This window comes from Streptomyces cathayae (assembly GCF_029760955.1).
Taxonomy (GTDB): Bacteria; Actinomycetota; Actinomycetes; order Streptomycetales; family Streptomycetaceae; genus Streptomyces; species Streptomyces cathayae.
On record NZ_CP121682.1, the window covers coordinates 3,473,376 to 3,487,278 of the forward strand.

General features: G+C 71.4%; 13 protein-coding genes. 3 read left to right on the plus strand and 10 right to left on the minus strand.

Annotation, left to right across the window (positions count from 1 at the left end):
• Positions 1-50: 50 nt before the first annotated feature.
• From PYS65_RS15715 to PYS65_RS15735, 5 genes are all read right to left on the minus strand, one after another.
• Entirely contained in the window at positions 51-1,766 is a 1,716-nt protein-coding gene (locus PYS65_RS15715; RefSeq protein ID WP_279334577.1) for a bifunctional uroporphyrinogen-III C-methyltransferase/uroporphyrinogen-III synthase, read from the minus strand.
• The gene (hemC, locus tag PYS65_RS15720; RefSeq protein ID WP_279334578.1) at positions 1,763-2,722 is read right to left on the minus strand and encodes a hydroxymethylbilane synthase; all 960 of its coding nucleotides are present in this window, start codon (positions 2,720-2,722) and stop codon (positions 1,763-1,765) included. The genes PYS65_RS15715 and hemC overlap by 4 nt, the downstream gene beginning before the upstream one ends.
• Positions 2,719-4,560, minus strand: coding sequence for a glutamyl-tRNA reductase (locus tag PYS65_RS15725; protein ID WP_279334579.1), 1,842 nt, complete (start codon positions 4,558-4,560; stop codon positions 2,719-2,721). Before PYS65_RS15725 ends, hemC begins: the two co-directional genes overlap by 4 nt.
• Positions 4,557-5,360: a redox-sensing transcriptional repressor Rex gene (locus PYS65_RS15730; RefSeq protein ID WP_279334580.1), complete on the minus strand. Its 804-nt coding sequence runs from the start codon at positions 5,358-5,360 to the stop codon at positions 4,557-4,559. Before PYS65_RS15730 ends, PYS65_RS15725 begins: the two co-directional genes overlap by 4 nt.
• Before the next feature lie 335 nt (positions 5,361-5,695).
• Positions 5,696-5,974, minus strand: a complete 279-nt coding sequence (locus PYS65_RS15735; RefSeq protein WP_279334581.1) for a glutaredoxin family protein — start codon at positions 5,972-5,974, stop codon at positions 5,696-5,698.
• Between the two features lie 217 nt (positions 5,975-6,191).
• Here PYS65_RS15735 and PYS65_RS15740 point away from each other — a divergent pair, with 217 nt between their 5' ends.
• The 3 genes from PYS65_RS15740 (at position 6,192) to PYS65_RS15750 (ending at position 9,898) form a co-directional block, all read left to right on the plus strand.
• On the plus strand, positions 6,192-7,103 hold the full coding sequence (locus PYS65_RS15740) for an HAD family hydrolase (RefSeq protein WP_279334582.1): 912 nt from the start codon (positions 6,192-6,194) through the stop codon (positions 7,101-7,103).
• Between the two features lie 476 nt (positions 7,104-7,579).
• The gene (locus PYS65_RS15745) at positions 7,580-8,389 is read left to right on the plus strand and encodes an ECF subfamily RNA polymerase sigma factor, BldN family (protein ID WP_279334583.1); all 810 of its coding nucleotides are present in this window, start codon (positions 7,580-7,582) and stop codon (positions 8,387-8,389) included.
• A gap of 252 nt (positions 8,390-8,641) precedes the next feature.
• On the plus strand, positions 8,642-9,898 hold the full coding sequence (locus PYS65_RS15750; RefSeq protein WP_279334584.1) for a DUF5667 domain-containing protein: 1,257 nt from the start codon (positions 8,642-8,644) through the stop codon (positions 9,896-9,898).
• A gap of 117 nt (positions 9,899-10,015) precedes the next feature.
• Here the strand turns inward: PYS65_RS15750 and PYS65_RS15755 are convergent, their stop codons facing one another.
• The 5 genes from PYS65_RS15755 to PYS65_RS15775 all read right to left on the minus strand — a co-directional run bounded on the left by PYS65_RS15755 (position 10,016) and on the right by PYS65_RS15775 (position 13,859).
• Positions 10,016-11,155 (minus strand): lysophospholipid acyltransferase family protein, encoded by a 1,140-nt coding sequence (locus PYS65_RS15755; RefSeq protein WP_279334585.1) that lies wholly within the window; start codon positions 11,153-11,155, stop codon positions 10,016-10,018.
• A gap of 14 nt (positions 11,156-11,169) precedes the next feature.
• The gene (locus tag PYS65_RS15760) at positions 11,170-12,234 is read right to left on the minus strand and encodes an NAD-dependent epimerase/dehydratase family protein (protein WP_279334586.1); all 1,065 of its coding nucleotides are present in this window, start codon (positions 12,232-12,234) and stop codon (positions 11,170-11,172) included.
• 186 nt (positions 12,235-12,420) lie between these two features.
• Complete coding sequence (locus tag PYS65_RS15765) at positions 12,421-12,519, minus strand: 30S ribosomal protein bS22 (RefSeq protein WP_003948845.1); 99 nt, start codon at positions 12,517-12,519, stop codon at positions 12,421-12,423.
• Positions 12,520-12,674: 155 nt separating this feature from the next.
• Positions 12,675-12,887 (minus strand): helix-turn-helix domain-containing protein, encoded by a 213-nt coding sequence (locus tag PYS65_RS15770; RefSeq protein ID WP_157842153.1) that lies wholly within the window; start codon positions 12,885-12,887, stop codon positions 12,675-12,677.
• Between the two features lie 129 nt (positions 12,888-13,016).
• On the minus strand, positions 13,017-13,859 hold the full coding sequence (locus PYS65_RS15775) for a phosphatase (protein WP_279334587.1): 843 nt from the start codon (positions 13,857-13,859) through the stop codon (positions 13,017-13,019).
• Positions 13,860-13,903 lie beyond the last annotated feature (44 nt).

Sequence of the window (13,903 nt, forward strand, 5' to 3'; positions counted from 1 at the left end):
GGAACACCCCGCCACCACCTCGCGCGTACTGCCTCACGCCGCCGCGCGGCTCACGTCGTCGACCGGCGTCTCCGGGATCCCGGGCGGCGTTCGCTCGGGCGGGTGACCGGGTCGCCCGCCTCGATCGCCGCCAGCCGGCGACGCGCACCGAAGTCCGCCAGGGCCGCCGCCAGCTTGTGCACCGACGGCTCCGGAGCCATGACGTCGACGCGCAGCCCGTGCTCCTCGGCCGTCTTCGCCGTCGCCGGACCGATGCAGGCGATGACCGTCACGTTGTGCGGCTTGCCCGCGATGCCGACCAGGTTCCGGACCGTCGACGACGAGGTGAAGAGCACCGCGTCGAAGCCGCCGCCCTTGATGGCCTCCCGCGTCTCCGCCGGCGGGGGCGAGGCGCGCACGGTCCGGTACGCCGTGACGTCGTCGACCTCCCAGCCCAGCTCGATGAGACCCGCCACCAGCGTCTCCGTGGCGATGTCCGCGCGCGGCAGGAACACCCGGTCGATCGGGTCGAAGACCGGGTCGTACGGCGGCCAGTCCTCCACCAGCCCGCGGGCCGACTGCTCGCCGCTCGGGAGCAGGTCCGGCCGCACGCCGAAGTCGATCAGCGCCTTGGCGGTCTGGTCGCCGACCGCGGCGACCTTGATCCCGGCGAAGGCGCGGGCGTCGAGACCGTACTCCTCGAACTTCTCCCGCACCGCCTTGACCGCGTTGACGGAGGTGAAGGCGATCCACTCGTAGCGGCCCGTCACCAGGCCCTTGACCGCGCGCTCCATCTGCTGCGGGGTGCGCGGGGGCTCGACGGCGATGGTCGGCACCTCGTGCGGCACCGCGCCGTAGGACCGCAACTGGTCGGAGAGCGAGGCCGCCTGCTCCCGGGTACGCGGCACGAGCACCTTCCAGCCGAACATCGGCTTGGACTCGAACCACGCGAGCCGGTCACGCTGGGCGGGGGCGGAACGCTCACCGACCACGGCTATCACCGGCCGGCCGCCGTCGGGCGACGGCAGCACCTTCGCCTGCTTCAGCGTCTGCGCGATCGTGCCGAGCGTCGCCGTCCAGGTCCGCTGCCGGGTCGTCGTACCGGCGACCGTCACCGTCAGGGAGGTGTCGGGCTTGCGACCGGCGGACACCAGTTCGCCCGCCGCGGCGGCCACCGAGTCCAGCGTGGCGGAGACGACCACCGTGCCGTCCGACGCCCCGACCTCGGTCCAGCACCGGTCCGACGCGGTACGCGCGTCCACGAACCGCACGTCCGCGCCCTCGGCGTCCCGCAGCGGCACACCGGCGTACGCGGGCACGCCGACCGCGGCCGCGATACCGGGGACGACCTCGAAGATCACCCCGGCCGCCACGCACGCCAGCATCTCCTCGGTGGCGTACGCGTCGAGGCCGGGATCACCGGACACCGCACGCACGACCCGCCTGCCGCCCCGCGCGGCCTCCATGACAAGATGTGCGGCATCCCGCACCGCGGGGGCGCCGACGGTTGTTGACGTTCCGTCAACAACCTTCAGCTGAGGCGTGCCTGTGCCCGGAGCGGACGGCGCGGAGGAGTCCGCCGCGTCCGTGTCCGTCGGCACCTCGGCGACGCCCTGCCTGGCGTGCCGGCGTACGACGTCGAGCACATCGTGCTCGGCGACGAGAACGTCCGCGTTCGCCAGCGCCTCCACGGCGCGCAGAGTGAGCAGTCCCGGATCCCCGGGTCCGGCACCGAGGAAGGTGACGTGCCCGTGTTCCGGAGGGGGTGGAAGGGTGGTGGGGCTCAATGTGCTCGCTCCCCCATCAGACCGGCCGCGCCCTGCGCGAGCATCTCGGTGGCGAGTTCGCGACCGAGCGCCATCGCCGCCTCATGCGTCTCGGGCACGGGACCGGTGGTGGACAGCTGCACCAGCGTGGTGCCGTCGGTCGTGCCGACGACGCCCCGAAGGCGCATTTCCTTGACAATCGGCCCGTCCGCCAGCAAGTCGGCCAGCGCCCCCACAGGGGCGGTGCAGCCGGCTTCCAGGGCAGCGAGCAGTGACCGCTCCGCCGTCACGGCGGCCCGGGTGAGCGGGTCGTCCAGCTCGGCGAGCGCGGCGGTCAGCTCCGTGTTGCGCACGGTGCATTCGACCGCCAGGGCCCCCTGGCCGGGAGCGGGCAAAACCGTGTCGACCGACAGGAAGTCGGTCACCTCGTCGCTGCGTCCGACCCGGTTCATCCCGGCGGCGGCCAGCACGACGGCGTCCAGCTCACCACTCTTGACGTACCCGATCCGGGTGTCGACGTTGCCGCGGATCGGCACGGTCGTGATCTCCATGCCGTGGCCGCGTGCGTACGCGTTCAGCTGGGCCATGCGACGCGCCGAACCGGTGCCGATACGGGCGCCGCGCGGCAGGTCGGTGAACTTGAGCGCGTCCCGCGCGATGATCACGTCCCGCGGATCCTCGCGCTCCGGTACGGCGGCCAGGACCAGCTCGTCGTGGGGTGCGGTCGGCAGGTCCTTCAGCGAGTGCACCGCGAAGTCCACCTCGCCGCGCACCAGTGCCTCGCGCAGCGCGGCCACGAAGACGCCCGTGCCGCCGATCTGCGCGAGATGCTCGCGTGACGTGTCGCCGTACGTGGTGATCGGAACGAGCTCGACAGGCCGTCCGGTCACCTGGCTCACGGCATCCGCCACCTGCCCGGACTGGGACATGGCGAGCTTGCTCCGCCTGGTCCCGAGCCTCAGTGCCTTCTCAGTCATGCCGGCCCTCGGTTTTCTGCGTCGCCCGCGTTCTGTGCGGACTTCGCGGTTTTCACGTTCTTCTCAGTGCTTTCCCCGGCGCGGGAGACGGAGGCCACCGTCTCCGGGTCGAGGTCGAACAGGGTGCGCAGCGCGTCCGCGTAACCGGCGCCGCCGGGTTCGGCCGCGAGCTGTTTGACCCGCACGGTCGGCGAGTGCAGCAGCTTGTCGACCACGCGCCGCACGGTCTGGGTGATCTCCGCGCGGTGCTTGTCGTCCAGGCCGGGCAGCCGCCCTTCCAGGCGGGCCAGCTCACCGGCCACCACGTCCGCGGCCATGGTGCGCAGGGCGACCACGGTCGGCGTGATGTGCGCGGCGCGCTGCGCCGCCCCGAACGCCGCGACCTCGTCGGAAACGATACGCCGGACCTGGTCCACATCGGCAGCCATCGGAGCGTCCGCCGACGCCTCCGCGAGCGCCTCGATGTCGACCAGCCGCACCCCGGGGATGCGGTGCGCGGCCGCGTCGACGTCGCGCGGCATCGCGAGGTCCAGCAGGAAGAGCACGGGCTCCGGGCGCGGCGGCTCGGCCACCGGCTCCGGACGGCGCCGCTCGGGGATCCGGCCGGCGCTCGCCGCGGTCGCGGCCAGCGCGCCGATCAGCTCGGTGTCCGCCTCGGGACCCGCACCGCGCCGGCCGCCCTGGCGGCGGTCGACGGCGCCGCTCGCGGCCCAGGCCGCGTGCTGCTCCAGCGTCGCCGCGTCCATACCGGCGACGGCCGCCTCGCCCATCACGGAGAAACCGGACGGTACGGAGGCCAGGTCCAGCGGGCAGTCCTCGTCGGTGCTGGTGGCGGCCATGGGAGCGGGGGGCAGGGCCGTCGTCCGCGCGGTCGGCGCCCTGCGCGCGTCGTGCGCCGACGCCTCCGCGGCCCCGACGGCCGCGGTGACTCCGGCGCGTCCCGTCTCCGGCTGCTGTCCGACGCGGCCCTCGACACCGGCGGCGATCGCGTCGGCCGTCAGGACGAGGCCGGTCGCGCCGGTGCAGGAGACGACGATGTCTGCACGTGTCAGTTCGTCCGCCACCGATCCCATCGGTACCGCGCGGGCGGACACACCCGTGTTCTCGGCGTGCTCAGTGTTCTCAGCGTGCTCGGCGTGCTCGGCCTCGGTGAGGATCTGCACGAGGCGCTCGGCGCGGTCGGCGGTGCGGTTGGCGATCGCGATCTCGGCGACACCGGCCCGCGCGAGCGTGGCTGCGGCCAGCGAGGACATCGATCCGGCACCGATGACCAGGGCCTTCTTGCCCCGCGCCCAGCTGTCGACGGGCGAGCCGGCGGCCAGCTGCTCCAGGCCGAAGGTCACCAGGGACTGCCCGGCGCGGTCGATGCCGGTCTCCGTGTGGGCGCGCTTGCCGACCCGGAGCGACTGCTGGAACACGTCGTTCATCAGCCGCCCGGCAGTGTGCAGTTCCTGCGCACGCGCCAGGGCGTCCTTGATCTGGCCGAGGACCTGCCCCTCGCCCACCACCATCGAGTCCAGCCCGCAGGCCACCGAGAACATGTGGTGGACGGCGCGGTCCTCGTAGTGCACGTAGAGATAGGGCGTGAGCTCCTCCAGGCCGACCCCGCTGTGCTGGGCCAGCAGCGTGGACAGCTCGGCGACGCCGGCGTGGAACTTGTCCACGTCGGCGTACAGCTCGATGCGGTTGCAGGTGGCGAGCACCGCGGCCTCACTGGCCGGTTCGGCGGCGACCGTGTCCTGCAACAGCTTGACCTGCGCGTCCATGCTCAGCGAGGCCCGGTCCAGCACGCTGACCGGCGCGCTGCGGTGGCTCAGTCCGACGACGAGAAGGCTCATGTCGGCATCACCGCGGGTACGTCCCCGTCGGGCCCCTGGTCTGTGGCGGCATCCTGTCCGGCGGCGGACGCCCGGCGCGCGGCGACGGGCTCCGGACCGGAGCCGACAGGCGGGACGACGGCCCCGGCCGCGGCCACCTCGCCGGCCTTGCGCTGCTCGTGGAAGGCGAGGATCTGCAGCTCGATGGAGAGGTCCACCTTGCGCACGTCGACACCGTCCGGGACGGTCAGCACGGTCGGCGCGAAGTTCAGGATGGAGGTGACACCGGCGGCCACCAGCCGGTCGCAGACCTGCTGCGCGGCACCGGCGGGGGTCGCGATCACGCCGATCGACACACCCTCGCCCTGGATGATCCCCTCGAGCTGGTCGGTGTGCTGCACCGGGATGCCGGCGACGGGCTTCCCGGCCATCGCGGGGTCGGCGTCTATGAGCGCGGCGACCCGGAAACCGCGGGAGGCGAACCCGCCGTAGTTGGCGAGCGCGGCACCGAGGTTACCGATGCCGACGATCACAACCGGCCAGTCCTGGGTGAGGCCGAGTTCACGCGAGATCTGGTACACGAGATACTCGACGTCGTAGCCCACACCCCGGGTCCCGTAGGAACCCAGGTAGGAGAAGTCCTTACGAAGCTTCGCGGAGTTGACGCCCGCGGCCGCCGCCAGCTCCTCGGAGGAGACGGTGGGCACCGAGCGCTCGGAGAGCGCGGTGAGGGCGCGGAGGTACAGCGGAAGCCTGGCGACAGTGGCCTCGGGAATCCCTCGGCTACGGGTCGCCGGTCGGTGAGATCGGCCAGTTGCCACGGTGCTCCTGCGGGTAGAGCGGGGCTGCAGGCGGTCATACGTCCCCGGACCGCCCGGTCGAGTGCAGGCTATGTCTTTGTGAACGCGTGCACAAAGATGGTGTCCGATTTGCCCACCCAACGTGACCGGGGTCACGCGTCCCCGGCGCAGCCGTGTGGAACCGACGCGCGGGCACCATCGCTCCCTTTGTTCTGGGGGCAAAACAGCACACCCTCCTCTGTGTATCCCGCCCCCGAGACCAAGCTGCCATCGATTCTAAGCGACTTTTCCGCCGCTTTGGACTGGTTGGTCAGTTGCGGATCAGTGGTTCTGGCCACTCCCGGCCGGGCGGCCGGTCAGCCGGTCAGGGCTTTACGGAGGCGGCCCTCGTCGACGCGCCAGAACGTGTGCTGGCGGCCGTCGACGAGAACCACGGGGATCTGCTCCCAGTACCGCTCATGCAGTTCCGGGTCCTCGGTGATGTCCTTGCCTTCCCACGCGACCCCGAGATCACCGCACACCTTCTCCACCACGACCTGCGCGTCGTCGCACAGGTGACAGCCGGGCTTACGGACGAGGGTGACGAGACGATCCTGCGGGGCTTTGCGGCGAAAGAGCGGACTCATGTCAGCCATTCTCGCCCTGCGGCGGTGCGGGGGAACCCCTCTGCGGCCACTGTGACGCTGAGTGCCGGACGAGGCCCGCGCCCCGGGGCCCGGGGGACCCCGGGCCCCGGGCCGAGCCGGTCCCGTCCGCCGGGAGGGGTGCTTTAACGACACGGACGTGCAGAGTTCACGGTGTTCAAACCTCTCGGGTCCGGAATCGCCGACCGGAATGGCTATGCTCAACGCCATGGCCGCTCTCGGATGGCTCACCCCCCGTAGGCGCTCCGCCACGGCGCGGAGCGTGTTGGCAGGCGAGGCCTCGGCGGAGGCTGCCCGCAAATCCACTCAGGAAATTTCCGCCCGCGAACCGGAGTTCCCGGTGCACGGCGACGACCGGGCCGCCGCGTTCTTCGACCTGGACAACACGGTGATGCAGGGCGCGGCCCTGTTCCACTTCGGGCGGGGCCTGTACAAGCGGAAGTTCTTCGAGACGCGCGACCTCGCCCGGTTCGCGTGGCAGCAGACGTGGTTCCGGCTGGCCGGCGTCGAGGACCCCGAGCACATGCAGGACGCACGCGACTCGGCGCTCTCCATCGTCAAGGGCCACCGGGTCTCCGAGCTGAAGTCCATCGGCGAGGAGATCTACGACGAGTACATGGCCGGGCGGATCTGGCCGGGTACGCGGGCACTGGCCCAGGCGCACCTGGACGCCGGGCAGCGGGTGTGGCTGGTCACGGCGGCGCCGGTGGAGATCGCCCAGGTGATCGCGCGGCGCCTGGGCCTGACCGGGGCGCTGGGGACGGTGGCCGAGTCCATCGGCGGCGTGTACACCGGCAAACTCGTGGGCGAGCCGCTGCACGGTCCGGCGAAGGCGGAGGCCGTACGCGCGCTGGCCGCGGCGGAGAACCTGGCCCTGGACCACTGCGCCGCGTACAGCGACTCGCACAACGACATCCCGATGCTCTCGCTGGTCGGGCACCCGTACGCGATCAACCCGGACTCCAAGCTGCGCAAGCACGCCCGCGCGATGGACTGGCGCCTGCGCGACTACCGGACGGGCCGCAAGGCGGCGAAGGTCGGCATCCCGGCGGCCGCGGGGGTGGGCGCGGTGGCCGGCGGCACGGCGGCGGCCATCGCGATGCACCGCCGCCGGCGCTGAACCCGGATGCGCTGAACCCGGCCACGCCGAGCCTGACGGCCCTGAACCTGACGGCCCCGAGCCCGGCGGCGCTCCCGCACACACCGGGCGACCGGTCAACTCGGCGGCGACGGACACCCGTACGGCCGCAGGCCTGATCAGTGGGGAACAAAAGTGGCGCCCCGCCCGCAACCCGGCCAATCCAACCGCTGTACCCCGCAACCCCGCTGTCCAGTCCTCTTGGCTGCACACGGCCACAACATGCCCCGTACCGAACCGGGAAGCGAAGCTTTTCGGTCAATATTCGGTCAACATCGGTTGCTTGAATGTGTGTCAACAGGCCACGGAAACGACGTAACCGATGATTTGAGCAACTCGGTGTAGCAGTGCCTGCACGAAGCGTTATTCTCCTCAGACGCATTCGGGTACCCCTCCGTCGCTACGACGGGTGAACAGCCCGTACTGCACGTGATGGAAGCTCTGCCTCTGGGAGTCCCGTGTACCCACACGTCGGGGTTGACGACTCGGGCCTGACCGCACTGCGCACCGCAGTCGTCACGGCCCGGGAGTTGTTGCGCGGCTTCGTCCCCACCGCGTACGCCGTCCCCGCTTTCGCCACCGCCACCGTCGGCCCCTGCTACGCCCTCGCCGACCCACCCGTCGGCCCCAGCTACGCCCTCGCCGACGACAGCGCCACGGCGGCCAGGCGCGGGCGCTCCTCGGGCTCGACCACCGCACGCCGTCCCGCCGCGGACAGTGACAGCGCCCGGATGATGGACCTCGTGGAGCGCGCCCAGGCCGGCGAGGCCGAGGCCTTCGGACGGCTCTACGACCAGTACAGCGACACCGTGTACCGCTACATCTACTACCGGGTGAGCAACAAGGCGACCGCCGAGGACCTCACCAGCGAGACCTTCCTGCGGGCGCTCCGCCGCATCGGCACCTTCACCTGGCAGGGGCGCGACTTCGGCGCCTGGCTCGTCACCATCGCCCGCAACCTGGTCGCCGACCACTTCAAGTCCAGCCGCTTCCGCCTCGAGATCACCACCGGGGAGATGCTCGACGCCAACGAGGTCGAACGCTCCCCGGAGGACTCCGTCCTCGAGTACCTCTCCAACGCCGCCCTCCTCGATGCCGTACGACGACTCAACCCCCAACAGCGCGAATGCGTCACGCTCCGATTTCTCCAGGGCCTCTCCGTCGCGGAGACCGCCCGTGTGATGGGCAAGAACGAGGGGGCGATCAAGACCCTCCAGTACCGGGCCGTCCGCACCCTCGCCCGGCTCCTCCCGGAGGACACCCGCTGAGCGAAACGGTCCCGCACCGACGACACACCTTCTGTGACAGCCAACTCACCTTCAGTGAGACTCCGTTGACTCCCTCAACCGATCCTCCGGCGCGCGTAACCCAAGTACCGCGCCGCTCGTTGTGCGGGATACAGGCTCCCTGTGGTCACTCCCCACCGACTCCGATCACCCGATCGTGTGGACAAGGTCGGGGAACGGAACCCTCAGGACCCCCTGGGGAGTCGATCGTCATGACGAGAGGAGGTGCCGCCAGTGATCGCGAAGGTATCGGCACACCGGCGGGCGAACGCCTTCGCCCAGGCCGTGGAGGAGCAGTCCGACCGGGTCACAGCGGCCGACCAGCCCGAAGGACCGGCGCCGGGACCGGCCGCCGCGGAGACGGAACAGGGGCGGCTGCTCACGCTCGCCGCCGGTCTCGGCGCGCTGCCCAAACCGGAGCTGGACCCCGAGGTGAAGGTCGTCCAGCGGGCCCGGATGGTGGCCGCCTTCGAGGCCATGCTCCAGGAAGGCACCGCCGCGGGCGAGGCAGCGGATGCGTTCGCGCCCGAACAGCGTTCACGCCGCGCCCGGGGCACTCACCGGGCGACCCCCCTGGGGAAGCTCAGACCGCGCTCACGACTGGCCAAGGGGCTCACCGCGGGCGGGCTCGGCCTCACCGTGGCCGCCGGCGCCCTCGGCGGAGTCTCCGCCGCCAGCTCCGACGCCCTGCCCGGTGACTCGCTCTACGGCCTCAAGCGCGGCATAGAGGACGTCAAGCTCGGCCTGGCCGACGGCAACGACGAGCGCGGCCGCGTCCTCCTCGACCACGCCTCCACCCGCCTCAGTGAGGCCCGCCGGCTGATGGAGCGCGAACGCAGCGGCTCCCTCGACCACGAATCGGTCGGCGAGATCCGCCGCGCCCTGTCCGGCATGCGGCACGACGCGTCCGAGGGCCATCGGCTGCTGCGCGAGGCGTACCGCCTCGCTCCGGACTCCCTGGGTCCCATGCAGGCCCTCTCCTCCTTCTCCCACTCGCACCGGCAGACCTGGGGCTCCCTGCGCGACAGGCTGCCCGCGCAGCTCGGGGACGTCAGCGAGCAGGTGTCGTCGGTGTTCGACGCCATAGACGAGGACGTCGCCCCGCTGCAGTCCCTGCTCCCCGAGTCACCGGCCCGGGACAGCGGCGACAACGGCGAGCCGCAGGACGGCTCCGGGGCCACCCCCGGCGCCCCGTCCGGTGCCGACCGCTCCCCGGCGCCCGGCACTGACACCGGCACCGACAGCCCGGACCGGGACAGCACCACCAGCAGCAGCGCCCCCAGCCGGTCCGCCGGCTCCGGGGACGAGAGCGACAGCCTGCTCGGCGGCAACGACGGCGGGCTGCTCGACCCGCCGAAGGAGACCGGCGCCAGCACCCCACCGCCGTCCGCCGGCGGCACCACCGCGCCCGCCCGGCCCGACGTCACCCTCCCGCCCCTCCTGCCGGGCCTGCTCCCGGGGTTGGGCATCGACAGCGAGTCCGTCGACTAGAGCGGACCGGAGCCGACCGGAGCGAGCTGGAACGGACCGAGCGGTAAGGCCGTACGTGGCCGGGGTGCCCCTTGCGACAAGGGGCACCCCGGCCGCGTACGCATGTCCGTCCGTGCTCTAGAAGAACACCGACCTCCGCTGGACCAGCAGCTTGTAGAGGGTGTGCTGGATCTGCTCCCGGACCTGGTCGGTCAGGTTGAACATCAGCATCGGGTCCTCGGCCGCCTCCGGCGGATAGTTCTCCGTGTGGATCGGCTCGCCGAACTGGATCGTCCACTTCGTCGGCAGCGGGATCGCGCCGAGCGGGCCGAGCCACGGGAAGGTCGGCGTCAGCGGGAAGTACGGAAGGCCGAGCAGCCGGGCGACGGTCCGGCCGTTGCCGATCATCGGGTAGATCTCCTCCGCCCCGACGATCGAGCACGGGATGATCGGCGTCCGCGCGCGCAGCGCCGTGGACACGAAACCGCCGCGTCCGAAGCGCTGGAGCTTGTAGCGGTCGGCGAAGGGCTTGCCGAGGCCCTTGAAGCCCTCCGGCATCACCCCGACCAGCTCCCCCTGCTCCAGCAGTCGTGCCGCGTCCTCGGCACAGGCCAGGGTGTGGCCGAGCTTGCGGGCGAGTTCGTTGACCACCGGCAGCATGAACACCAGGTCCGCCGCGAGCAGCCGCAGATGCCGGTCGGCCGGGTGGTTGTCGTGGACGGCGACCTGCATCATCAGACCGTCCATCGGCAACGTCCCGGAGTGGTTGGCGACGATCAGGGCGCCGCCCTCCGAGGGGATGTTCTCGATGCCCTTCACCTCGACCCGGAAGTACTTCTCGTACACCGGGCGCAGCAGCGACATCAGGACCTGGTCGGTGAGCTCCTCGTCGTAGCCGAAGTCGTCGACCGCGTAGTCCCCCGTGAGCCGGCGGCGCAGGAAGGCCAGGCCACTGGCGACACGCCGGTCCAGGCCGCCTTCGCCGTCTGTCTCCGGGCGTGCGCCGCCGCCTGCGTCACCGCCGTCGGTGACCGGCTCCCGGGGCCGTTGCGCCCGGGGTTCACGGTGCCCGCCGGGCGCCGGAGCGTCGTCCTTCGCGGACGCCCGGCCCGGCAGGGACTGGACCTCACCCATCGAGGCGGCCCCGGCGCCCTTGCGTCGGCTGCCCGCGCCACGGCGGCGCGACGGGCGCGGCGCAGCGCCCCCCGCACCGCCCGTGCCCCCCGCACCCCCGCGGGAACGGTCGTCGTCGAACGGAATGACCTTGGCGTCCGCCATCGTTGCTGCGCTCCTCAGTTGGCGCTCTGCTTCGGGGGGTGACCGCTGCCCGGCAGGGGCAGTGCGGCGATCCGGTCGACGGTCCTCGCGAGGACCTCCGGCGGAAGCAGTCCGGGGCCACGGCTGCGCACGAAGTCCGTGAACGTTTCTGCAGTCGTGTGCTTCGGTGTGAAGCCCAGTGTCTCGCGCATCTGGTCCGTCGCCACCACCCGGCCGTGTGTGAGCAGCCGGATCTGTTCCGGCGAGAAGTCCGACATCCCCAGCGTACGCACCAGCGAGCCCGCCCAGGTGACCGCCGGGAGCAGCAGCGGCACGATGGGCCGGCCGAGCCGCCGCGCGCACTGGGACAGCAGCAGGACACCGTCGCCGGCGATGTTGAAGGTGCCGCTGTTGAGCGTGCCCCGCCGGGGCTCACGCGCGGCCAGGCGCAGCACTTCGAGCACATCGTCCTCGTGCACGAACTGCAGCCGCGGGTCGTAGCCGAACACGGTCGGCAGGACCGGCAGCGAGAGGTACGAGGCGAGCGGACTGTCCGCGGCGGGGCCCAGGATGTTGGCGAACCTGAGCACGCACACGGCGACATCCGGGCGGCGGCGCGCGAAGCCGCGCACATAGCCCTCGACCTCGACCGCGTCCTTCGCGAACCCGCCGCCGGGCAGGGACTTGGGCGAGGTCGTCTCGGTGAAGACCGCCGGGTCGCGGGGCGCGGAGCCGTAGACGTTCGTACTGGACTTCACCACCAGACGTTCGACGCGCGGGGACTTCTGGCAGGCACCGAGCAGCTGCATGGTGCCGATGACGTTGGTCTCCTTGAGCGCCGTCCGGCTGCTGCCGCCGCCGCGCGGCGTGCCCGTCACGTCCAGGTGCACGACGGTGTCGGCCCCGGCCTCCGCGAGCACGCGCGCGACGGTGGGCTGCCGGATGTCGGTCTGGACGAAGTCGGCGTCACCCAGGGGGTGCGCGGGCCGGACCGCGTCCACGGCGACGACCCGTTCCACATCCGGGTCACGCTGGATCCGTCGGACGAAACGGCCTCCCAAAGGGCGGGCCACTCCCGTCACGAGCACGACCTTTCCCAAGACCAGTGCCTTCCTCTTGCCTACGTCCTGCCCGCCAACCTAACGGGTCACGGTCGCTCTGCGGTGCCCGCCCGGTACTTGAAGTGACGACGACCGGGGAGGGGCGAACAAACCCGGCCAGACGTAAAGACAGTGGCCCCCCACCTCATCGGTGGGGGGCCACTGGACACGCTTCCGCGACGTCGCTTACTTCTTGTTGCGACGCTGAACGCGCGTGCGCTTGAGCAGCTTGCGGTGCTTCTTCTTGGCCATCCGCTTGCGCCGCTTCTTGATAACAGAGCCCACGACTACCCTCGCTCACTTCTCATCACTCGGTGTTTGGGCGCCATGGGCCCACACGACCTACGAGGGGCCAGCCTACCCGCCCGAGCGCTGAGGTCGTAATCGAGGAGATCGGGGAGGCCCGCGAGTGTCCGGTACGGGTCCTCCCCGGTCCGCCGTCAGGCCGTGTCCACCCCCACGTAGCTCTCGCGGAGGTACTCGTGAACCGCTTGCTCCGGGACGCGGAAGGACCGCCCCACCCGGATCGCGGGCAGATGACCACTGTGCACCAGCCGGTACACGGTCATCTTCGACACTCGCATCACCGAGGCGACCTCCGCCACGGTAAGGAACTGAACCTCGTTCAGAGGCCTTTCGCCAGCTGCAGCCATGACACACCTGAACCTTCCGCACTCGACGGCCACCGGCTTCCCCTTCCGGTGACTCTTCGTCGTTGCGTGCTCACTCCCCAATGTAGGGGCGGGTGATGCGAGTGGGGAAGAGGTGTACCCATCGGCGGCCTACTGTGACAGACAGGCCCGATTGAGTACGTAGCGGATCAGCGGCGCATAGTGATCGGACCGCGCGCCGTCATCAAGTGGAACCACCACCGACAGGCACCCCTCGGCCTCCCCCACGAACGGGGCGGGGTCGTTCACATCGGCCAGCGCGACGGCCTCGAACCCCAGCTGACCTGCCCCGCAGGCCCATCCGTGGTCTCCGATCACCAGCCCGGGAAGCGGCCCGCCGGCCTCGGCGGCGCCGGCGAGCGCGGTCCGGACCGGGAGCGGGGAGTGCGTGTGTGCGCCGGGCTCACCACCGGGGCGTTCGGGATCCGCGCCCCTGACGAGCGCGACTCCCCGGACGTAGTCGAGGCGGTGCGTGCGTAGACCGAACCGGGTCGTTATGTCGACAGAGCGACCCCGCGCCGGGGTGAGGACGTCACATCCCGCCGCCGACAGGGCGTCTGCCAGCGCGGCGTAGAAACCGAGGAGCCGGTGCGGGTGGCCGGTGCCGAGCAGCACGGGCACACCCCTTCGGGCGGCGACCGCGAGACGCTCCGCACAGGCGTCCAGGGCCGCCAGGGTCCGCTCCGGGTCGATCACATCATGCCCGGAAACCTGGCGAGGATCGGCCGAAACACCACACCTGTCCGCCATCAACTCGATCAATTCCCGCTGGCTCCACGCCCGTTCCGGGTCCAGGCCGATCAGCAGGCGTGGATCCCGGGCGGCGAAGAGCCGGTAACTGCGCAGGCTCTCCTCCCGCGTGGTGGCCACGATCCCGGCCAGCCGGACGGCCAGCAGATGCGCGCGCAGACCGACGCGGTCGGCGGAGTCAGTGGGGCCAGTGGGGGTCGGCACGGGAGCGATGGTGCGCGGCCCGGAGCCCGGGCGCCCCGGGAAAC